General features: G+C 59.0%; 21 protein-coding genes and 2 pseudogenes. 7 read left to right on the forward strand and 16 right to left on the reverse strand.

Annotated elements, in window-relative coordinates; translation table 11 throughout:
* Nucleotides 1-45: 45 nt before the first annotated feature.
* Nucleotides 46-621, reverse strand: a complete 576-nt coding sequence (locus P3R82_RS07215) for a peroxidase-related enzyme (RefSeq protein WP_111564270.1) — start codon at nucleotides 619-621, stop codon at nucleotides 46-48.
* Nucleotides 618-1,100, reverse strand: coding sequence for a hypothetical protein (locus P3R82_RS07220; RefSeq protein ID WP_111564269.1), 483 nt, complete (start codon nucleotides 1,098-1,100; stop codon nucleotides 618-620). The genes P3R82_RS07215 and P3R82_RS07220 overlap by 4 nt, the downstream gene beginning before the upstream one ends.
* Before the next feature lie 167 nt (nucleotides 1,101-1,267).
* Between P3R82_RS07220 and P3R82_RS07225 the strand changes: the two genes are divergently transcribed.
* From P3R82_RS07225 to P3R82_RS07250, 6 genes are read left to right on the forward strand one after another with little or no spacing between them, the layout of a single operon-like run.
* Nucleotides 1,268-2,257 (forward strand): LysR family transcriptional regulator, encoded by a 990-nt coding sequence (locus tag P3R82_RS07225; protein WP_111564268.1) that lies wholly within the window; start codon nucleotides 1,268-1,270, stop codon nucleotides 2,255-2,257.
* Entirely contained in the window at nucleotides 2,254-3,729 is a 1,476-nt protein-coding gene (locus P3R82_RS07230) for an NAD(P)/FAD-dependent oxidoreductase (protein WP_283193603.1), read from the forward strand. The genes P3R82_RS07225 and P3R82_RS07230 overlap by 4 nt, the downstream gene beginning before the upstream one ends.
* 8 nt (nucleotides 3,730-3,737) lie before the next feature.
* A complete protein-coding gene (locus P3R82_RS07235; RefSeq protein ID WP_111564266.1) occupies nucleotides 3,738-4,478 on the forward strand; it encodes an amino acid ABC transporter ATP-binding protein in 741 nt (246 codons plus the stop codon).
* Between the two features lie 16 nt (nucleotides 4,479-4,494).
* Nucleotides 4,495-5,313 carry an amino acid ABC transporter substrate-binding protein gene (locus P3R82_RS07240; protein WP_111564265.1) on the forward strand — a complete coding sequence of 273 codons (819 nt, stop codon included), beginning with the start codon at nucleotides 4,495-4,497 and terminating at the stop codon, nucleotides 5,311-5,313.
* A 57-nt stretch (nucleotides 5,314-5,370) separates the two neighbouring features.
* Nucleotides 5,371-6,078: an amino acid ABC transporter permease gene (locus P3R82_RS07245; RefSeq protein ID WP_283193604.1), complete on the forward strand. Its 708-nt coding sequence runs from the start codon at nucleotides 5,371-5,373 to the stop codon at nucleotides 6,076-6,078.
* 18 nt (nucleotides 6,079-6,096) lie between these two features.
* Nucleotides 6,097-6,789, forward strand: coding sequence for an amino acid ABC transporter permease (locus P3R82_RS07250; protein ID WP_111564263.1), 693 nt, complete (start codon nucleotides 6,097-6,099; stop codon nucleotides 6,787-6,789).
* Nucleotides 6,790-7,017: 228 nt separating this feature from the next.
* Here P3R82_RS07250 and P3R82_RS07255 read toward each other — a convergent pair whose 3' ends face one another.
* Nucleotides 7,018-7,614 carry a hypothetical protein gene (locus tag P3R82_RS07255; protein ID WP_112991241.1) on the reverse strand — a complete coding sequence of 199 codons (597 nt, stop codon included), beginning with the start codon at nucleotides 7,612-7,614 and terminating at the stop codon, nucleotides 7,018-7,020.
* 336 nt (nucleotides 7,615-7,950) lie between these two features.
* On the opposite strand from P3R82_RS07255, the gene P3R82_RS07260 reads away from it, so the two are divergent.
* Nucleotides 7,951-8,370, forward strand: coding sequence for a BA14K family protein (locus P3R82_RS07260; protein WP_112435703.1), 420 nt, complete (start codon nucleotides 7,951-7,953; stop codon nucleotides 8,368-8,370).
* A gap of 165 nt (nucleotides 8,371-8,535) precedes the next feature.
* On the opposite strand, the gene P3R82_RS07265 is transcribed toward P3R82_RS07260, so the two are convergent.
* The 13 genes and pseudogenes from P3R82_RS07265 to P3R82_RS07325 all read right to left on the reverse strand — a co-directional run bounded on the left by P3R82_RS07265 (nucleotide 8,536) and on the right by P3R82_RS07325 (nucleotide 19,977).
* Entirely contained in the window at nucleotides 8,536-9,903 is a 1,368-nt protein-coding gene (locus tag P3R82_RS07265) for an MmgE/PrpD family protein (protein ID WP_112435702.1), read from the reverse strand.
* 6 nt (nucleotides 9,904-9,909) lie between these two features.
* Entirely contained in the window at nucleotides 9,910-10,770 is an 861-nt protein-coding gene (locus tag P3R82_RS07270) for an ornithine cyclodeaminase (protein ID WP_283193605.1), read from the reverse strand.
* Between the two features lie 60 nt (nucleotides 10,771-10,830).
* Nucleotides 10,831-12,417, reverse strand: coding sequence for an IS66 family transposase (locus P3R82_RS07275; RefSeq protein ID WP_283193606.1), 1,587 nt, complete (start codon nucleotides 12,415-12,417; stop codon nucleotides 10,831-10,833).
* Nucleotides 12,418-12,468: 51 nt separating this feature from the next.
* A complete protein-coding gene (gene tnpB, locus P3R82_RS07280; protein WP_076846215.1) occupies nucleotides 12,469-12,822 on the reverse strand; it encodes an IS66 family insertion sequence element accessory protein TnpB in 354 nt (117 codons plus the stop codon).
* On the reverse strand, nucleotides 12,803-13,225 hold the full coding sequence (locus tag P3R82_RS07285) for a transposase (protein ID WP_283193908.1): 423 nt from the start codon (nucleotides 13,223-13,225) through the stop codon (nucleotides 12,803-12,805). The genes tnpB and P3R82_RS07285 overlap by 20 nt, the downstream gene beginning before the upstream one ends.
* 51 nt (nucleotides 13,226-13,276) lie before the next feature.
* Nucleotides 13,277-13,537, reverse strand: a complete 261-nt coding sequence (locus P3R82_RS07290) for a hypothetical protein (RefSeq protein ID WP_283193607.1) — start codon at nucleotides 13,535-13,537, stop codon at nucleotides 13,277-13,279.
* 96 nt (nucleotides 13,538-13,633) lie between these two features.
* Nucleotides 13,634-14,463: pseudogene (locus tag P3R82_RS07295) on the reverse strand (carbon-nitrogen hydrolase family protein).
* A complete protein-coding gene (locus tag P3R82_RS07300; protein ID WP_112435701.1) occupies nucleotides 14,447-15,130 on the reverse strand; it encodes an RraA family protein in 684 nt (227 codons plus the stop codon). Before P3R82_RS07300 ends, P3R82_RS07295 begins: the two are co-directional and overlap by 17 nt.
* A 24-nt stretch (nucleotides 15,131-15,154) precedes the next feature.
* The gene (locus P3R82_RS07305; protein WP_111564257.1) at nucleotides 15,155-16,021 is read right to left on the reverse strand and encodes a TauD/TfdA family dioxygenase; all 867 of its coding nucleotides are present in this window, start codon (nucleotides 16,019-16,021) and stop codon (nucleotides 15,155-15,157) included.
* Nucleotides 16,022-16,139: 118 nt separating this feature from the next.
* A pseudogene (locus P3R82_RS07310) lies at nucleotides 16,140-17,229 on the reverse strand (ABC transporter ATP-binding protein).
* Complete coding sequence (locus P3R82_RS07315) at nucleotides 17,226-18,029, reverse strand: ABC transporter permease (RefSeq protein ID WP_111564255.1); 804 nt, start codon at nucleotides 18,027-18,029, stop codon at nucleotides 17,226-17,228. Before P3R82_RS07315 ends, P3R82_RS07310 begins: the two are co-directional and overlap by 4 nt.
* A gap of 1 nt (nucleotide 18,030) precedes the next feature.
* Nucleotides 18,031-18,834, reverse strand: coding sequence for an ABC transporter permease (locus tag P3R82_RS07320; protein ID WP_112435719.1), 804 nt, complete (start codon nucleotides 18,832-18,834; stop codon nucleotides 18,031-18,033).
* 99 nt (nucleotides 18,835-18,933) lie between these two features.
* Nucleotides 18,934-19,977 (reverse strand): ABC transporter substrate-binding protein, encoded by a 1,044-nt coding sequence (locus tag P3R82_RS07325; protein ID WP_283193608.1) that lies wholly within the window; start codon nucleotides 19,975-19,977, stop codon nucleotides 18,934-18,936.
* Nucleotides 19,978-20,138: the final 161 nt, after the last annotated feature.

Raw genomic sequence — 20,138 nt, forward strand, 5'->3', positions numbered from 1 at the left:
CCCTCCGTGGATCCGCTTGGGAGGGCGCGCACCCTTGAGCCTGACTTAGTCCCTTATGGGCTCGCCCAGCGTATGCATCAGTCTATTCGCCCAGCCGAAGATCGCCGACGACAGGACCAGGTCCAGGGATTCAAGCTCGGACAGGCCGACGTCGGCCAGATCCTGCGCATCGGCTTGCGTCGCCTTTGGCGGCGTCGTCGACAGATGCGCCGAGAAGTCGAAGATCGCCTGCAGGTGCTCGTCGAGTTCGGCGTCGAGTTCGTCGGCGAAGATGGTGTCGATGACGTCGGTGCGCTTGGTGTAATTTATGAAGCGCGACGCGTGGACGGCGGCGCAGTAGACGCAGCGGTTGACGACGGATGCGGCGGTGGCGCCCAGTTCGCGCTCGCCGAGCGAAAGCCCGTCCTTGCCGTACATGATCAGATTGAACAAGGGCGAGCGAACGGCAAGCGATTCAGGATCGTGCGCGAGCGTCAACACATAGGTCGATATGCCCTTGTTCGAAGGCGTGACCTGCATGGCCTCGCGCTGCTCCTCGGTCGCGGTCTCAAGATCAACAGGAACGACGTAGGGCTGCCAGCGAGGAATCGTTGTGGTGAAGCTGTGGACCGTCTCGCTCATTTTCTTGCTCCAATCAGTGTCAGGCCCGCGATGACGCGCACTTGATAATTCACGAAGGCGGCAAGCTCCGACAGGCGGACGATGTCGGCGTCGGTAATGCCCGCGCTTCGCAATGCTTCGATATGGCCGCGCGTGGCCTCGCGCGGTGCCACGGTCAGGCGGTCGGCGTGGCGGACGATCTCGGCGGTACGGGGATCGCCGACATTGGTGCCGGGCTGCGCGAGCAATACGGTTTCGTTTTCCGCGGCGCGTTTCACCAGTTCATCATAGTGGTCGGCAAGCGCTTCGTTGCCGTTGTGCCGCGCCATGCGCGCGGCAAGTGCCGCACGCAAGCCATGCGACAGTCCGCCGGGATCACGTGGCAGAAGGACGGCATCGTGCGCGGCCTCGCTGAGACGCAGGATCTCCGCGCGCTTCTCCATTGCCTCGGCGAGCGCCGAGCCAGGTTTTACGTCGGCAAGCGTTTCTATGAGTGTCAAAAGAGGCTCCTTTGCAATCCGCTGGAGAGCGCCAGTTAGATCGGGCTGCCAGTCATGTCAAATTAGCATGAGCCCCTTGAAGTCATGCAAAATAATTATCTATTCTCGGGTGCATTTATAGAAAACTCATGCTTTTAATGCATGACAGATAGTGGTTGATGTTAAGTATGCATAGCAACTCAATTGACATTCGCCAGCTTGAAGCCTTTGCGGCCGTGATGTCCGCAGGCTCCGTGACCGGAGCGGCGCGTCTGCTCGGGCGGTCGCAGCCAGCCGTCAGCCGGCTGATCCAGGATCTGGAGGCCGAGCTCGGCTACGCGCTGCTGCATCGAAGCAGCGGGCGCATCCAGCCGACGGCGCGCGGCCTGCGCTTTCACGCCGAGGTCGAACGTCATCTTGCCAGCCTCATCCATATACGCGAGCGCGCCGAGGCTATCGGCCGTGACGAGCCGGCGACGCTGACCGTGGCGGCAACGCCGTCGCTTGCGGCAGGCATCCTTCCACAGGCGCTGGCCGCCCTGCCCGCCGACCTCATCCCCCGTCATTTGCACGTCCAGTCGCTCGCGGCCGAAAATGTGGTTCAGGCCGTGATCGCTCGCTCGGCCGATCTCGGCATATCGAGCCTTCCGCTCGAGCATCCCGGCCTCGAGATACACTGGATCGCTGAAGCGCCCTGTGTCGTTGCCATCGGCGCCGACGATCCGCTTGCGAGCGGCGACATCGTTCGCCTGTCTGATATCGCCGATCGTCGGCTGATCACGCTTGCCAACCCATACCGCCTGCGCCACCGCGTCGACGAAGCGCTTGAGCGCGCCGGCGTCGCGCCCGAGCGGATCATCGACGTCAATGCGTCGCTGACGGCGCTGTCGCTTGTGCGCGCCGGATTGGGCGTCGCGATCGTGGAGCCGGCAACTGTCTGCGGCATGCCGCTGGATGGCGTCGTCATGCGCCGGCTCGATCAGCACATTCCGTTCCTGTTCGGTGCGATCTCCGCCGCGGCGCTGCCGCTGACGCCGACGGTCTCCGCCGTCATCGATGCGGCGCGGGTGCAGTCGCTTGCAATGCCCGGCTGCCGTCTTTTGGAGGCGAACGGCACCGACGCGCTGGCCGACAGTGTCTACGGCCAAACTATTATTTCAGAGGGAACGCCCGTATGAGCGACCTTTCCGCACATCCCGACAATATCACAGCTTTAGAGGAGCGCCTGCGTCAGGATCTCTCATGGCTCGAATTGCCGGCGAAATCCTGGGTTCCCACGCGCGACGTCAATGGTCGGCCAGTCGTCGATGTCGTCGTCATCGGCGGCGGGATGGCAGGGCTTGTCGCCTCCGGCATGTTGAAGCGCCTCGGTGTCGCCAATCACGTCGTGCTCGACAAGGCGGCGGCGGGGCAGGAAGGGCCGTGGGTCACCTTTGCACGCATGCGAACCCTGCGTTCGCCAAAGCAGCTTACCGGGCCGGCGATGGGCCTGCCGGCGCTCACATTTCGGGCCTATTACGAAGCGCGCTTCGGCCGCGAGGCATGGGTCGCGCTCGATCGCGCGCCGCGCGAGATCTGGATGGACTATCTGATCTGGTACAGGAAAGTGCTCGAGCTTCCGGTGCGCAACGGCGTCTCTGTCGACAGCATCCTCCCGCGTGAAGACGGTATGCTCGATATCACGTGCCTTGAGGGCAGCGCCAAGGAGACGATCGTTGCCCGCCATGTCGTGCTGGCAACGGGGCGCGATGGGCTCGGCGGTCCGTTCGTGCCGGACATCGCCAAGAGTATCGATCGCAAGTTTTGGGCGCATACGGCTGACGAAGTCGACTTCGGCGCACTGCGCGGCAAGCGCGTGGGCGTGATCGGGGCCGGTGCCTCGGCCATGGACAACGCGGCAAGCGCGCTGGAGGCGGGGGCCGCCCGTCTCGACATGTTCGTGCGCCGCAGCAAGCTTCCCGCCATCAACAAGTTCACCGGTATCGGCAGCCAGGGCGTGGTTCATGGCTTTGCCGGGCTGCCGGACGAATGGAAGTGGCGTTTCCTGAACTATGCCATGAGCGAGCAGACGCCGCCGCCTCGCCCGAGCGTGCTGCGCGTCAGCGCCTTCGAGCAGGCGCATCTTCATCTCGAAAGCCCGATCAGCGCCCTGCGTCAGGAAGGTGACCATATCGTCGTCACGACGCCGCGCGGCAGCTATCCCATCGATTTCCTGATCTTCGGAACCGGTTTCAAGATCGACCTGACCAACCGGCCGGAACTGGCAAGCTTCGAACCGCATATCCGGCTGTGGCGCGATCGCTTCCCGACGCCGGCGGGCATGGCGAATGGTGAGCTCCAGGGCTCGCCGGATCTCGGTGGCGCGTTCGAGTTTCTCGAAAAACGGCCGGGTTCCTGCCCGACGCTGTCTAAAATCCACTGCTTCAATTTCCCGGCGACGCTAAGCCACGGCAAGGTTACCGGCGACATTCCGGCGATCAGCGAAGGTGCCGACCGTCTGGCGCGCGGCATCGTTCGGTCGCTCTTCGTCGAGGACCGCGAAGCGCATTTCGCCAACCTGCAAGCCTTCGACACGCCGGAACTCCTCGGCGACGAATGGGCCGACGACGGTGCCGAAGCGCATTCCGAACCATCTTTCCAGAGGAACTGAGACCCGCAATGCTCGAGATCAAGAACCTGAAGCTGTCCTACGGGACCACCCAGATCCTGAACGGCGTCGATCTCTCCGTGAAAAGAGGCGACGTGGTGTCGATTATCGGCCCAAGCGGCACCGGCAAGACGACGCTGCTGAAGTGCATCAATCACCTGGCGAAGCCGGCATCCGGAACCATCGCCTTCGATGACATCAAGATGGATTTCGCGCGTCCCGACAAGGCCGCCGTCCAGGCGATCCGCCTGCGCACGGCGATGGTGTTCCAGCAGTTCAACGTTTTCAAGAACATGACTGTTATCCAGAACGTCATGGATCCGCTGGTCGTCGTCCAGGGCAAGTCGAAGGACGAGGCCCGTGCGATCGCGCTGCAGGAGCTTGAGCGGGTCGGGCTGTCGAACAAGCTCGACAACTATCCGTCCCAGCTTTCCGGCGGCCAGTTGCAGAGAACGGGCATTGCCAGAGCACTCGCGGTCAAGCCCGATGTCATGCTGTTCGACGAGCCGACCTCCTCGCTCGATCCCGAACTCGTCAACGAGGTCCTGAAGGTGATCAAGGACGTCACATCGTCCGGCATCACCTCGCTGCTCGTCACCCACGAGATGCATTTCGCCAAGAACATCTCGAACCGCATCGTTTTCATGGACGGGGGTGTCGTCGCGGCCGATGGTAGCCCCTCCGAAATCTTCGATACGCCTTCCAACCCGCGCCTCGCACAGTTCCTCAATTCCGAACGTACGATCCAGTAAAGAAAGGATGCCTGAAATGACTTCCATGAGTTCAATCTCTCGCCGTGGTCTCGGTCTCGCCGTCGCAGGCGTCGCGATCGCATTCGCAACCGCTTCGTTCGCCGAAGACGTCCGCACCATCAAGATCGCCACATCGGCCGAATCCAAGCCGCTGTCCTGGGGCGCTATCGGCGTCGAGCCGCAGGGCTACGAGCCCGACGTGCTGAAGGCGATCAACGCCAAGCTGCCGCAGTACAAGTTCGTGATGGAAGGCGCTGCCGACATCGCCCAGGAAACCGGCCTTGCGACCGGCAAGTACGACATCGCCACGGGCGGCTACTACCGCGCTCCGGCGCGCGAAAAGCAGTTCCTCATTCCGGAAGCGCCGATCGGCGCCAGCCTGATCAAAATCTACAGCCGCAAGGACAGCGGCATCAAGGAAATGAAGGATCTCGTCGGCAAGAAGATCGTGCCGGTGACCGCCGGCGGCGGCATCTACAAGTTCGCGACCGCATGGCAGGAAAAGAACCCCGACTACAAGATCGAGGTCACCGCTTCGAGCGCCGGCATTCCCTACCCCGACCGCCTGAAGGAAGTCGAGAACGGCAAGTATGACGCGCTCGTTCTGCCGTCGAACCTCGGCGAGCAGACCGTCATCGACGAGCAGAAGCTCAAAGTGCAGGCGAGCGAGCCTGTCGCGATCAACCAGACCTTCGTGCTCATCCACCGCTCCGAGGAAAACAAGGCGCTGTCCGATGGCATCGACAAGGCCTTGAAGGAACTCAAGGCTGACGGCACGCTGGCCAAGCTCTCGCGGAAGTGGTTCGGCGAAGACATCACCACGTACATGAAGTAACGCCGGGCTTTTGAAGCCGGCGACCGGGCCCCAGACTGAAAGAAGGAGTGTTCCGAAGTGGACCTTTCCATAATGATCCCCGAGCTGCTCTCGGCATTGCCGCTGACGCTTGCGATCACGTTCACGGCCATGGTCGCCGGCTTCGTGCTGGCTTTGATCACAACAGCGTTACGGGTGCGCAGGATTCCGGTGATCAGCCAGCTGGCGGATCTTTACGTATCCTACGCCCGCAGCGTTCCCGTTGTTCTTCAGCTGTTCGTCGCCTTCTATGGCCTTCCGGTGCTTGTTGGTGTCTTTGGCATCGAAGACTTCGTCTCGCCGACGATTGCGGCCATGCTCGGCCTCAGCCTCTATCACGGCGGTTACCTCTCGGAGGTCATGCGTCCCGCCTATCTCGCGGTCGAGCGCGGACAGCACGATGCGGCCGACAGCCTCGGCTATACGCTCCGGCGGAAGCTGCTACGCGTCGTCGCGCCCCAGGCCCTCCATATCGCCCTTCCCGGCTATGGAAACGCGATCATCTACCTGATCCATAACGTGGCGCTGGTCATGTATATCGGCGCGGCGGACGTGATGGCGACGGCCCATCTGGTGATGGAACGCGACTACAACCAATACCAGTTCGAGACCTATCTCGTGCTCGCGGTGCTCTATTCGGTGCTGTGCCTCGTTGCGTGGGCGATCGTGCGCTTCTTCGAGCGCCGCTCGGGGAAATATGCTTCGAACGACAAGACCGTCAGCGCGCCGCTGATGGCCACCGTCTGATCAGGGAAGGAAACTATCATGTTCGACAGCGAAGTTCTTCTTCCCGATCTCCACGAAATCCTGGGCGCGGTGCCGCTCACGCTGGCGATGGCGCTCGCAATCTTCGTGCTTTCGACGATCGTTGGCAGCCTGTTTGCCATGGTTGAGTACCGGAAGATCCCGGTGCTTCGCCAGCTCGTCGTTGCCTATAAGGTCGCCTTCAAGGGCGTGCCGATGGTGATCGTCATCTTCCTCGCCTATTACGGCCTTCCATCGACCCTGCACGCCCTCGCCGCACTTGCGGGCATCGACTACAACGGCCACTCGACGCCGAACTGGGTAACGCTGATCGTGGCGCTGACGGCGTGCGTCGCGGCCTTCCAGGCGGAGGTCGTCAAGGGGGCGTTGAACTCGTTCGATACCGGCCAGGCGGACGCCGCCTATTCGCTGGGCTACAAGAGGAGCCAGCTCTTCCGTCGTGTGATGCTGCCGCAGGTCATCGTCGCGGCGATCCCCGATCTCGCCAATTCCTTCATGGTGATCATGAAGGCACTGTCGCTCGGCTTCGCCATTGAGGTCGTCGATATCTTCGCTCAGTCGCAGCTAACCGCCGCTTTGAACTTCTACTACCTCGAAGCCTTCCTGGTCGCCGTCGTGATCTACATGGTGATCGCCTACGCCGTTACACAGATCGCCGACAGAACTGAGCGGGCATTGAGGGTACGTACGTAGTGGTAGGAAAGCTTTCGAGCCATCGATTGACGGTCGGTCTCGGCTGGCGGTGCCCTCCGCGATCAGCCAGTCGATGACATCTCGCGAGCCTTCTACGACCCCCTATCTTCGTCAAAAGAAAGTTAGCCCGATCGTCGAGTGATCGGCTGCGACGAAGGCATGGCAATCCCGGCCACGTGGACAAAAAACAGGTTATCTCGCCGAAGAACGAGAGCGCTGGTGTCAGGCTTAGTTCCGATCCAACATGTCTCGCAATAAAGCGTTGTCTCGCAATAGCTTCTGGCGGAGTAGCAATTTGAGCTCATGATTTTCGGCCAGCAGCCGGTCAACATCAGTCTGATCGACAGGGACAACAGCGGGCACAGATTCGACCGTTCGAGCCGGACGTCGCCGAGGCTTGATTTTGCGGGGCCGTGCCGCCTGCTGGGTCGCCTCTTCGCCGGCGTCGACGACCTGCACGGGCAGAGCGACGTCGATCTGGTTGGCAACCCCTGCACTTGAAACTTCAGGTCCAACCTCGTTTTGTTCGTGATTGTCATCGACGGGGAGAGGAGGCGCCACCGTCTCTTCCAGGGCTACCTCTACCGGGGGATCCACTGGCGTTGGGACCGGGCTCCTATCAAGTGCGATTTCAGCCTCGGCCTCACGGACCAGCGCCTTCAGGTCAATGTCACCCCATATTGAGGTTGGTTTGAGGGACGATCGACGATTTGACGACCTGACCTCGACGGTGAACTGGCGTGTTGGTCTTCTCAACGCAGGATGCTCCGTTTCAGCAATCGATTGGTGCGGATGCCGCATTCCCTCCAGCTCGATGAACGCCAAAGCCCATCACCGCGATTATGGATCGCTGACATGAAAGTCGCGGCGACGATGAAGTTTATTCACGACACTTGGAAAGAGTGCCTTACCGCATCCTGTCTGGCGCTTCAATCCCGAGCGACGGCTGTCCGCTGGAAGTGAAGTCCCGCACCTCAATCGTGATGTAGGTTATCGGATAAGAACCCTTATTGAAGACGTTGCTGATGTCTATGAAAAGGATTGTCGATTGGATCGAGGCCCTGGGTCCAAGGGGTATGAATGAGCAACGGGCTTCGATGGTTGATTTTCTGGAACTTTTAATCGGAAGGAGTGTTCACGATCTGTCAAATGGAGAACGTAATGAATTTGAAGAAATCCCTGATAGCGGCCCTGTCGATTGCAACGGTCATCAGCTCCATCGCTCCCGCCTCCGCGATGCCCATTCAGGCGCCGACGACGGCAAGGCAGGTCACAGCCAATGTCGACCAAATTCAGTATCGTCGCTGGGATCACCGCGAGGGCTGGTATCACGGCCACCGCGGTTATCGCGACCATCGCCGGGGCTACCGCCGTCATTCCGATGGCTGGTGGTACCCGCTCGCGGCTTTTGGCGCCGGGGCTCTGATCAGTGGCGCCGTCAATAATGCCAACCGCCCCGCGCGGGTCAGTTCTCGTCACTACGAATGGTGCGCGTCGCGCTATAAGACTTATCGAGCCAGCGACAACACGTATGTCCCTCGCGCGGGCGTCCGCGCGGTTTGCCAATCCCCATACTCGTGACTCAACGGGGCAACCCGGCGCCGGAGTGGCGCTGGGTCGCCCCACCTCGCAATAAGGCAAGTTGTGCCTTGGCGGGATCGGCGAGTTCATTCCCGAGTAGACTCCGATTCGCTCACGGCGGACGGAATTTCGGCGCGATCGTCGTAAACCGCGGCGGGTATTTCGTCACAAATGTTGTTGAGCGTCCGCGTCGAGAGAGATCGACTTTAGCGCACTGAGCAGCGGTGAGATTTCTCCTGATGCAAGCGCAAGCACGGCGTCGATGATTTCTCCTTGTTGTTGGGCGGCAAGAACGTCTCGCGTTAGGACACGAAGTTTCCTTTCGACATCTGGCCAAAGCATGGGACAGCGCGGATCGCCAAAAGGAGTTCCAAGTGCGGATGTCACGCGAGTTGTGCTGGTCACGACACTGACGATTGCCAATGTTTCAGACGGGAAGAGGGCGTCGATATCGTCACGTACGAATATTTTCACTCTCTTCGCGACAGCTTCGATGTCGGGGCGACCGAGACAATCAGTACGGGGAGGGAGCAGCGCCTTGGGCCCATCGACGATAGCCACCGCAAGGCAATAGGGAAGGCTGTACTGCACCTCGATCAGATTGTCAGGATTGGTTCGATTACCAAGTTTTGTTGCCCAGGCGAAGGTCGCGACTTCAATAGAGCGAACGTCATCAACGAGGATATTGTTCTGCTCGATCAGGTCGCAAAGCCTGTCGAGTGCTGGATGAATGTAGCGACAACAGGCATACGGTTTCAAATACAGGCCGTTCACTTCCCATCGACTTCCCAGATCGAACAGGATCCTCTCACCGTCGTAGAAGCTCGGATGATCGAGGAAATCCTCAGGGCCAGTATGCCCGTTAGAGGCCAGTTCCAGCGCCATCAATCCCGTGACACTGCTCCATGCTATGCCTTCCTTTACATCGTTTCCAGTAAGCGACGAGTAGCCGGAGCTACCATTGGCCTGCTGATTGGGTGCGAGCACGCCCGCGATCGACAGAGCCCGCGCAATCACTTCTGGCCGATGTCCCAAGAATGCAGCCGCCGTTGCAGCGGACGCGAGACTCGCCCATCGGCCTGATTGTCGCGTGGTAATCCCGATGGGGTTTTGTGCCGCCGCAATTCTTACGCCGACGTCGTAGCCTGCGACGATCGCAGCCAAGAACCGATCGGCTGGGCGATCATGCAACTGTGCAAGCGCGAGAGCTGTCGCGACGACCGCCGCGCCCGGATGACCGCGCGCGGCTCGGTGGCCATCATCGACATCAAGCGCACAACACGCGGCGACATTACAGTGTACGGCTCCCGACACGCTCGAGCCCGTGCCGCAAAACCAGATTGGCGCGTCGCCCAATCCAAAGATTGGTAAAACGGAACGGCGCGCGGCACGGGGCCCGGCGCAGATCGCGCCGGCCGCTCCTGCCCCCACGGCGTCGAGCACGAGACGAAGTACGGTGTCGCTTGTGCCTGACGGTGGTCCTCGCCGGGCGACGTCCGCTATGTGTTTGCCAAGCAATTGGGATATGAACATCGCTGGCTACCTTCGATCCGATGCTGTGAGCCGGCGATATTTCTCGTAGGTAGCCTGTGCCGCGTAGAGATCCAGCATTGGTAGTCCGACACATGTGACACAAATAGGTCCCTCGTGCCGAGCGGCTGTCGCTCCTGTTGTCGTCAGGTCTTGAAGCCCCAGGAGCGGCCCCACTTCCGCCAGTGAGAGACCACGCCGGGAAAAATGCAGTGCAATGCTTTGCGAGTTCCGATGCGATACAGTACGAAGGTCGTCGCAGACGACCAAGCCCGTCCGCAACACCCGCCGCAGGTAGCTCTCGGGAACCTCGTCCCCGCCAAGATGCAGGCTGACGGCGTCACGGGCCAACTCGTCCCTATCAAAAATCGGGGCACGAGCGTTTGTCGCGGTGATAATGAAATCACTTTCAGCCAGTGATTTTTTCTCGGCTGGCTGAAGGCTCAGGCTATTTGGAAAATCGATCGCATCGATAAACTGCGATGCCCGGTCAATCGATCGGCCCTGAATTGAGAATTTGCCGATGCGGTCGGCATATCGGAAGCTGAGACATTCCACCACGGCGCGGGCCGTGGGGCCTGTTCCGAAAAGCAGAACCGACAACGGTTTGTCTCGGCGGCAAAAAGCATCCAGCACCATGGTGGCATAGGTGCCCGTGCGGCGAGCAGAGATACCGGTTCCATCCATCACCGTAAGCACCCGTAACGTCTTCTTTTCCAAGAGAACGATCGTCGAGGTGGAGCGCGGTAGGCCCAGCTGCCGGTTGAAAGCATTGGCGCCAATAATTTTCACTCCTCCATAGCGCTCGTTGACACTGTAGAGGCATGAAAGCTTCCAACCCAGTCTTTCATCCGTAAGCGCGATTTTCAATGCGCATTGACGGCAGTTGACGGACACTTGCGCTTAGCTGGGTAGCAGTACCCAGCTTTATCAGGCCGCCGTGGTCTTGGAGTAATTGAAGGGCAGCAGGTCGCCGATGTCGTCGGCTTCGTCAAGCTGGGGCAGCTCAGTGAGGACGTGGCGCAGCCAAGAGAGCGGATCGACGCCACAGGCGCGGCAGGTCAGCATCAGACTGTAAATCACAGCGCTGGCCCTGGCTCCGTCAGCGGTATCGCTGAACAGCCACGATTTTCTTCCGGTGGCAAAAACTCTGATCTCGCGTTCCAGAATGTTGTTATCGATCGGCATCCTGCCATCGCTGGTGTAGCGCGTCAGATAATCCCATTGGTTTAGGGTGTAGGACACAGCATCGCCGAGCTTGGTATCCGGTACGACCTTCGGCGCGATGTTATCGAGCCACGTCTTTAGGGCGTTCAGGACAGGCAGGCTGTGCTGCTGGCGGAAACGGCGAATGCAATCGGCCTTTGTCTCCCCTGGATCTGGGGTCTTGTCTCTTGCCTGCTTTTCGATCCGATAGAGCTGCTCGAAGAACCGGAGCGCCTGCTCCGGCGGTCCGCCTCCATTCTTCCTGGTTTTGAGGGCCTCGACAAAGCGCCGCCGTGAATGCGCCATGCATCCGACATGGGTTGCGCCATGCAATGTGCGCCAGGCTGTGTAGCCGTCGGTCACCAATATGCCGTCGTAGTCACCGAGAAAGGTCTGTGGGTGGATTTGACCGCGGCCGGGCTGGTAGTCGAGAAGCACGATTGGTTCGTCACTGTCCTCGCTGCTGCGATAGGCCCACATGTACGACGTGCTGGTCGCTTCCTTGTCTTTTTCCTTCAACACCTGAACCGTCGTCTCATCGCCATGGATGAGAGAATGCGATCGTAGTCGCAGCTTCAAAGCATCATAGATGCGGTATAGATGCTTCTCGCTCGAGCCGATGACCCAATGCGCAAGAGCGCCACGGCTGATCGGAACGCCAGCACGCTCGAATGTTTGCGCCACGCGGTAGAGCGGCGTGCCGTCGACGTATTTATGCACGAGCGCGAAGGCCAGCGTCGAAGCAGTAGCGATGCTGCCCGGCAAGGGTTGCGGTGGCATCGGTGCGATTACCACAGGCGTGTTGATCCCGGTACGATCGCAGTGGCGGCAAGCGTACTTGAACCGCACATTTTGCAGGACCTTTGCCTTGACCTCGATATGGAGCTGCTCGCTAACGGCTTCGCCCATGCGATGCATTGGGCTTTTGCAGCACGGGCAAGCCTTCTGATCGTCAGCAAGGTCGTATTCGACACGCTCGCGCGGCAGGTCTGCCGGCAGAGGCCTGCGTCCCCGCTTTTTGCCCGTAACGCCCTCGGCCGCAGGCAAGCCAGTATCCGGAAGCTCGACAACATCGTCTTCCTCGCGACCACCTTCGACCGCAGCCTCTTCGGCCTCGTTGAAGAGACGATCAATGTGCTTCTCACTGCGGGGTGCAAAGCGATGGAGCTTTGCCAGTGCCAGTTCTTCTTCCAGCTTGACGACCCGCTGCGAGAGCGCTTCCTTCTCGGCTTTGAGCGCAGCGATTTCGGCAGCGTTGGCTGCTAATTGCGCCATCAGTTCTGCAATGCTCGGTTCGCCGGTGCGCGTCATCAGATTCTTGAATCTGAACCGCCCCTGCGCGTCAATCTCAATTCGCCATCCTCAGCCAGCAATCTGATACTGCCGCACGGGATGGCGGATCATCGCATCGATATCGATGCCATCGAGGATCCAGTGGAGTTGCTCTGTCGTCAGCGTCACCACTGCGGTTTCCCGGCGGGGCCACCTGAACCGGTCTTCCGTTAGTTTCTTCAGGACCATAACAAACCCGGACCGATCAAAGAACAAGAGCTTCACCCGGTCACGCCTGCGATTGCAGAAGGCAAACACTGATGGAGCAAACGGGTCTAGCTCCATCACCTCTTGCACAAGGACCGCTAGGCTGTTGATGCCCGCGCGGAAGTCGATGGGTTCCCGATGGAGGTAGACCTTCAGATCAGCGCCCAGTCTGAACATGGCTCAACGCTCCTATGATTGCCGCCAGACCATCGACATCGCTGCATTCCAGCGTCAGGCTGACCCCGTTCGGCAGCACCGCGCTCAGCTTGGATGCATGAGATCGCTTGCCCACCGGCTCCACCTTCGTCAGTGGACCGCTGGCAGAAGACGAGTGCATATCCGTAGCTATCTGAACCGGAACGAACCTAGATACCGCAGGCAATGCACTATCTTCTTTAGCTCTCTTCACCCACTTGCGAACGAGATTGGCGTTGACGCCGTACTCCAGAGCTAGACGCGAAACCGAAACGCCGGGCTCTAAACACGCTGCGACAAGCTGATCTCGGGAGGAAGGGTCATATCGACGGCGACCGTCGCGGCCAACAAGCCGCACCTGCAGTTTAGGAGCATCGTCCATGATTTGGTGTCCACCTGTTTTTGGTGGACACTTCATGCATCAGAGCACTCCGCTTCAAAAGGCGCATAGAAATTCGCGCTTACTTTCATCCGCGAACTCCTCCTTGCGGTGTGCAACGGCGCCATCGCGCCAGAAGTCTTCCTCCGGGAGGGACAAAACCGCCTTTGATCCGAACGCTTTGCCGGAGCGAATATCCGCCCAAGCATTGTCCATCGCCGCGAGCATCTCACCGGTCTCCAACTCGGCGCCAGCATCACGCAGTGCGGCCGCGGAGAGGAATTGTGAGTGCGTGTTTGGAGCATGGGTTTCTTGCATCTCCAGTACCTCCTTGGTTGTACAAGAAGGTTAGGAGGAGCCGGGATAAGGGAGGAGTAAATCTTGATGAAGTTTTCCGGCGAACGGAAAGTATTGTCAGCTGGAGTGCCGAACCTGCATCCGCGGCGTGTTCATGTCGACCCGATGGCTTGCCATGGGAATTAGCTCCTTCACATCTTCAAGTCGCTTTCGGTCAAGCTTGACATGAAGGACGCATGGCTTTTGGCCCGCATTTGCAATGACCTCGCCCCAAGGGTCAACAACCAGCGATGTGCCAAATGTTTCTCGAGGTTCGCCATTCAAGGCGGGGTAACTGCCACATTGACCGCATGCGACAAAGAAGGCCTGATACTCGATCGCCCTCGCGCGGCACAAGACCTCCCAATGGGCTTCCCCCGTCTGTCGTGTGAACGCGGCGGGGAGAATGAAGATGTCGACGGCCTCTTGCGCTAGCCGGTCGAAGAGGCGTGAGAAGCGCAAATCGTAGCAGATCGCGCACCCGATCTTCCACCCCTTCAGCTCATAGACAAGGAGATCATCTCCCGCCGTGACGACCGTGGATTCGGCATACCGCGCTCCATTTGGTGTGGTGATATCGAAGAGATGGATCTTGCGATACGCTCCGACACGGCTTCCTTTAGCATCGAAAATGACAGTCGTGTTAAATACCTTGCCGCTTTGCGAGCATCGCTCCATGAGGCTGCCAGCATGAACAAAGACGCGGTGTCGTCGCGCGAAATCTCGGACGCATTCGTACGCCTGACCTCCCGGCACGAAATCGACGCGGCGCGCTTATCGTCGGAAGATCCTCCCATCCAATCAAAATGCTCGGGAAGAACGATGAGATCGGGACTGCCGGCGACCGCTTCAGTCATCATGCGTTCGACCTCAGCCAGGTTGCGGCGAAGATCAGGCTGAGAGCTCATCTGAATCAATGCGATTTTCACGTGCAGGTTCCTTGAAATCAAATATTGAATGACCAGCGGCCAGATGGTCGCGGATCAGCGTTGAGCGTTTCTGGCGAGCGAGTGCGTTCTCGGCAATCGATCGCATGGCCTGACGCTCAGTTGCGAAGACACCGCAGCAGTCGGCGAGGATGGCGTAACCTGGTAGGATCGCGCTTCGGCCACAAGCTATCGGGACGTTGAGCGATCCGCCGATGTTGAACCGCCGGTTGGTGGTTTTGGAAGACGTGCCTCTGCACCATACCGGCAGACCAGTAGCAATGATCTCCTGCGGGTCGGTGCACGGCCCATCTATTATGATTCCCGCCGCTCCCTTGGCCTTGACTGCAGTGGCCACACCTCCACCAACGCATGCGATATCGTCGCCGTCGACGCGGGAAATAACCAATACATCGCCTGGCAAAAGTTGGTCGACGGCGCGATAGATGATGGCACCGTCGCGGCCAGGCGCCGCGACGGTCACCGCCACCCCGGCGACACGAGCCGAGAATAGCGGAACGATACCGGCTCCAACGAACCCGAGATGTTCGGTGTGGCCGATCGTGGCCGTCTCGACCAGAGACAAGAGCTCAACTAACTCTGATGACAGGGGTGGATGGCGCTCAAAGATCCGATAAAGTCCAGCCATGGCCGAGAACCTCTCTTGTCCGCCTTAGATCGGGCGTTCGCCGGATGTCGTCGTGCGGTGCATGACACGGACGAAAGAGGGATCGAATGAATCGCGTCGGTGCATGGTGCAGCGGTTGTCCCACATCATGATGTCTCCTTCGTCCCAGCTCTGAACGAAAACGTGGCTACCGTTCGTTGTGTGATCCCACAGCTCCGCGAGTATGGCATTGCTTTCATGAATGCTCATACCGACAATCCATGCGCCATCCGATGTGCCACCGAGGTAAAGGGCTTTTCGTCCCGTTTCGCCGTGTGTTCGTACCAGAGGGTGGACAATACCGCTCCATTCTCGAAAGTCCCGGCTGCTTGGCTCCTCTTTCCCGAGTCTGATCTTCCCGGTCTTGTCATAAACGTTCTGGAAGAAGATCTGCCGGCCATCGATGGCTGCCTTTAGCGCGGCCGGTAGCGTCTCATAGGCAATGTAGGTGGAAAGAAAGTAGGTATCTCCGCCCGAAGGCGGAATTTTTATGGCGCGCAAAATGGCGCCTGCTGGCGGCTTCTCATAGAACCAGGTATCCGTGTGCCAGGTCGCTTCGCTGTTGCCCATCGCGCCGCTTGGTTTTCCGTCCTTCATTGCGTTGCTGATCACCAGAATTTCTGGGTGGGACGGGTGACCACCCTCCTGCAGCTGCTTTGGATGAATAACAAATTCACCGAAGTGTCGCGAGAACCTCACCTGCTGGTCGTCTGTAATGCGTGTATGCTTGAAACGAATGACCCCATACTGGAGCCAGTATTTGCGGATCTCGTTGATATCGCGCTCATCATAGCGAGCGAAGTCGAAACCCACGATGTCCGCGCAGACATTGCTGTCATGCTGGACCGCGGTTATCTTTTCTCTTGTCAACATTCTCGTATCTCCTGCGGATGAGCCTCCTTTTGAGGCTGTCCTGATCTTATTTGGGAGCTTGACGCGTGCTCCAATAAAGAAGCAGTTGCATTGATAAGCGATGGTTATCGACCGATTGCTACTCCTTCAGGAGCGTGACAGCCGAGGGATCGATCCCAAGCCTTATCGGCTTGCCTGTTGCCGGCAGAAAGCCTGCTTCCGCCGATCGGACCGCGGCGCAAAGAGAAAGGCCCGAGCCGATCTGAATTGACAACTCCAGGGACGCCCCGAGATTCTGTCACGCGATCAAGTCGACCTTCCAGAACGTTAAGGTGTTCTTGGGCCACGAATGGCGTGTCCCCCAACACGAGCACATCCTCAAGGCGGATGACGCCATAGTGCGGTGTTGCATGAGAGGGCGCAACAGCCACCCTCAGTGTAATCTCGCTGCCGGTGACCGCCACCTCGCAACCTCCCGGTCGCTTCACCATCCGTTCCACACCGATGATGTTCGATCGGCCGATAAAGTCCGCCACGAAGGTTGAAACTGGATGTCGATAGAGTGCATCCGGCTTCCCCTGCTGGGCGATGACCCCGTTCGACATGACCACGATGCGGTCTGACATCGCCATCGCTTCTTCCTGATCATGGGTAACATATACAAAAGTCATGTTGAGCTCACGTTGTATGTCCTTCAGCTCGCCACGCATGGATTCCCGCAGTTTCAGGTCGAGGTTTGACAGTGGTTCGTCCAGGAGAAGAACGGATGGCCTGGGTGCCAAGGCGCGGGCGAGGGCGACACGCTGCTGTTGTCCACCGGAAAGTTCCTTCGGGTAACGATCAGCCAGTTTTTCGAGATGTACGCCCCGCAGGCTCTTTTCCACGATTGAAGCGATCTCGATCTTGGGGGTTCGCTTCATCTTGAGGCCGAATGCGACATTCTCAGCCACGGTCATATGAGGAAAGAGCGCGTAGTTCTGGAAGACAAGCCCGATATTTCGCGCCTCTGGTGGCACATTTACCTGACTTCGACCTCGTATTTTGATGTCTCCGCGGCTTGGCCGGTTGAAGCCGGCAATCATGTTGAGCGTCGTGGTCTTGCCACAACCGGACGGTCCGAGAACGCTCACGAACTCGCCTTTCGGGATCTGCAGGTCGATGTCCTTGACGACCGAAATCGCGCCAAACGCCTTGCTTACGCAAACCAGTTCGATATCAAGTTCGCTCATTTGCTACCTCCATGAAGCTGGGCGGAGAAGCCGCCAAATTTTTCGAATGCGAGGATGACGACGAGGATGAATATCATCGACGCCACATTGACCGCCGCCAGGACCGGATCGAGGCTGTATTCGAGATAATTGATCACGGTTATGGGGAGCGTCGTGTCTCCGGGACGTACGAGAAACACGGACAATGGAATGTTGTTGAAGGAAATAACGAACGCGAACGTCATGCCGGACAGAACGCCCGGCTTAATCGCCGGAAGCAGAATATGCCAGACCCGCTGCCAACGACTAGCACCTAGGACTTGACCCGCCCGATCAAGGTTGCCGTCGAAATTCGCGATCGCGGTGGCGGCCATTCTAATCACGAAAGGAAGCGCGAGCACGCAATGGGCGGCGATCAATGAGGGCGTTCCAAGCAGGGGCTGCAGGCCAAGGATAGAGAGAAACAGAACGATCGCGACCCCTTTGACAATTTGTGGAACTGAAAGCGGGGACAAAAGCGCGGCCATGACCGCGCTGCCGCCTGGGATACGTTCGAAAGCCACGATGTAAGCGGCGAGCGTACCAATGATGCCGCTTATCAGCGACACCGCTATCGCGATTTTCACGCTGAGCGCGAACGGCGCCAGCCATCGCTGCGAGACGAGGTCCTGATACCAGCGAAGCGTCCACGCCGATGGACTGAAGGTGACGTCGGCCGTTGGGCTTAGCGATGCGGCCACGACCACCAGCAGGGGAAGCGTGATAAATGTCAGAACGATCACGAGGGCAGACCAAAAGAGAATGGAAATCAGTCGGTTCACTTCAACCTCCGTGTCTTTCACCGCGCTTGTCGCGCAGACGTGTCTCAACGTTCAAGCCAGCGTAGGAGACAACGAGCATGAGAACGAGCAGTGCATTCGCCATGACCGCCGCGAATGACCAATCCACGTAGAAGAGCACTTGTTCGGATATCATGGTCGCGAGGACCTTGAAGCCGGCTCCTCCGAGAAGCGCGGGGGTCGCATAGGCGCTCGCCGCCATCGTGAACGACAACAGGAGCGCGCTGACAATCCCGGGCACTGACAATGGCACGAGGATCATTGTGATGACCGAGAGCCGGTTTGCGCCGAGCATCTGAGCTGCTCGTTCGAGATTTTGATCTATGCCTTGAATGCTTGTCGTGAGCGACAGAATCGCAAAAGGAAGGACCACATGCGTGAGGCCCACCACCACCGCGAAAAGGTTCTTCGATAAGCGCAACGGCTGATCGATAAGACCCCAGTGGAGAAGGATGTCATTGATGAAGCCGCGATCTTCCAGAATAATGAGCCATCCATAGGTTCGCAGCACGACCCCTGCGAGTTCCGGAGCAAGCGCGAGCGCTAGAACAACGATGCGAAATCTGCTTTTCGTACGTGCGAGATAATAGGCTAGTGGAAATGCCAGCGCGGTCGCGGCCACCGCCACGAGACATGACATTATCGCGGTTCGCCAAAAACCCTTCAGCGTCAAGCCGTCATTTAGGAACCGTTCATAAGCTTGGAGGCCCAGGGTGCCCGAGGACGGATCGTGGAAGCTTGTCCCGATCATCATCCCCATGGGCATTGCAAAGAAGAAGACGAGCATGAGGCCGGCGGGCGACAGCCCGAAAGCCGGTAAGAAACTGTGGCGTGAGCCGCGTCGCCGGTCGGGGAGATCAAGTGCGAGTATGGTCATGTTCCTTCCTCACTCCTGATGCGCGACAACGTCGCGCTCCCATTGCTCTCCCCACTCTCGCAGGCGTGCGGCAACAACGGAGAGATCCGGCAAGAGCAGACTTTCAAGGTCCGCTTCCGTCGTGATCTGTCGGGCTCTCACTTCGTCTGGAACGTTGATATCTGTCCGTGCGCTGCCAACCTTGTAAGCGCGCACCCACGCTTCCTGACTGGTCTTGTCCAGAAAGAAATCGATGAACTTCCTCGCAGATGCCTTGTGTTCCGCCGAGATCGGAATGTTGAGCGTCGCGATTAGTGGAATGGTCCCTTCAAGCGGTCGGACGTAGTCGACCGGGAAGCCACTCTCCACCAACAGTTGGGCGCGACCGTTCCAGAACGGCATGGCCCAGACCGTTCCGTCCTTGATATAGCTTTCCAAGATTGCCGAGCTCTGCTCAAATCCGATAGACTGCCTTGCAACGTCAGACATCGCCTTGAAGCCTGGGTTAAGATTCCCCGTCAAATCGCCGCCGTTCATGGTCGCGAAAATCTCGACCAGATACAGCGCCATGATATTCTGGAATGTCGGCAGCACGATCCTGCCTTTTAGTTCTGGCGATGCAAGCGCGGACCACGACCTGGGCGGTGACGCCATCTTATCGGTCCGGTACAGGAGCGACATGTACTGAAGCTCGTGGACAGCGCCGCAAGGGCCCGCCGAGCCGGCAAGTTTGGGTGCCACGTGGCGAAGGTTAGGGATGGCTACAGGATCAAGTCGTTCCAGCACGCCATCGTGACAGCCTTGCAACGATTGAGAGGCGGTCATCACAACGACATCAAAACCCGGGCGGCCCCTGGTTGCCTTGATCTTGGCATAGTCCTGCGACGCCGCGCCGACAGCGTCGTAGACGACATCTATGCCCGTTTGCCGCTCGAATGGTTCAATTATCTCGCGCCGGATGATGTCTTCGTATGGGCCCCCATAGCTGTTGACGACAAGGGTCTCGGCGCGAAGTGCCGGAGCCAGGCAGAGGCTCGATACCGCGACCAACATGGCGGCATGAATCTTTCTCATGGTTGTTCTCGCTATTGACGTTGTTCCCGGAGGAAAGGTCGTCATCTGCGTGGCGCCGGTCCAATAGCGTATTACGACGATTCATTCGCTGGCCCTATAAGTGCAGGCCAAGTCAACGAGCGCCGCCTTTAGTGGAGGCGGATCTTCGCGGACACGGCAAG

It is taken from the genome of Rhizobium sp. AN80A (assembly GCF_030053015.1).
Taxonomy (GTDB): domain Bacteria; phylum Pseudomonadota; class Alphaproteobacteria; order Rhizobiales; family Rhizobiaceae; genus Rhizobium; species Rhizobium metallidurans.

Bases quoted from the DNA above. Each gene is read 5' to 3' on its own strand.
- P3R82_RS07225 (WP_111564268.1), top strand. From the start codon at position 1,268: ATGCATAGCAACTCAATTGACATTCGCCAGCTTGAAGCCTTTGCGGCC.
- P3R82_RS07305 (WP_111564257.1), bottom strand. From the start codon at position 16,021: ATGTTGACAAGAGAAAAGATAACCGCGGTCCAGCATGACAGCAATGTC.
- P3R82_RS07260 (WP_112435703.1), top strand. From the start codon at position 7,951: ATGAATTTGAAGAAATCCCTGATAGCGGCCCTGTCGATTGCAACGGTC.
- P3R82_RS07250 (WP_111564263.1), top strand. From the start codon at position 6,097: ATGTTCGACAGCGAAGTTCTTCTTCCCGATCTCCACGAAATCCTGGGC.
- P3R82_RS07235 (WP_111564266.1), top strand. From the start codon at position 3,738: ATGCTCGAGATCAAGAACCTGAAGCTGTCCTACGGGACCACCCAGATC.
- P3R82_RS07265 (WP_112435702.1), bottom strand. From the start codon at position 9,903: ATGTTCATATCCCAATTGCTTGGCAAACACATAGCGGACGTCGCCCGG.
- P3R82_RS07300 (WP_112435701.1), bottom strand. From the start codon at position 15,130: ATGGCTGGACTTTATCGGATCTTTGAGCGCCATCCACCCCTGTCATCA.
- P3R82_RS07275 (WP_283193606.1), bottom strand. From the start codon at position 12,417: ATGACGCGCACCGGCGAACCGAGCATTGCAGAACTGATGGCGCAATTA.
- P3R82_RS07215 (WP_111564270.1), bottom strand. From the start codon at position 621: ATGAGCGAGACGGTCCACAGCTTCACCACAACGATTCCTCGCTGGCAG.
- P3R82_RS07290 (WP_283193607.1), bottom strand. From the start codon at position 13,537: ATGCAAGAAACCCATGCTCCAAACACGCACTCACAATTCCTCTCCGCG.
- P3R82_RS07230 (WP_283193603.1), top strand. From the start codon at position 2,254: ATGAGCGACCTTTCCGCACATCCCGACAATATCACAGCTTTAGAGGAG.
- P3R82_RS07325 (WP_283193608.1), bottom strand. From the start codon at position 19,977: ATGAGAAAGATTCATGCCGCCATGTTGGTCGCGGTATCGAGCCTCTGC.
- P3R82_RS07320 (WP_112435719.1), bottom strand. From the start codon at position 18,834: ATGCTCGTCTTCTTCTTTGCAATGCCCATGGGGATGATGATCGGGACA.
- P3R82_RS07240 (WP_111564265.1), top strand. From the start codon at position 4,495: ATGACTTCCATGAGTTCAATCTCTCGCCGTGGTCTCGGTCTCGCCGTC.
- tnpB (WP_076846215.1), bottom strand. From the start codon at position 12,822: ATGTTCAGACTGGGCGCTGATCTGAAGGTCTACCTCCATCGGGAACCC.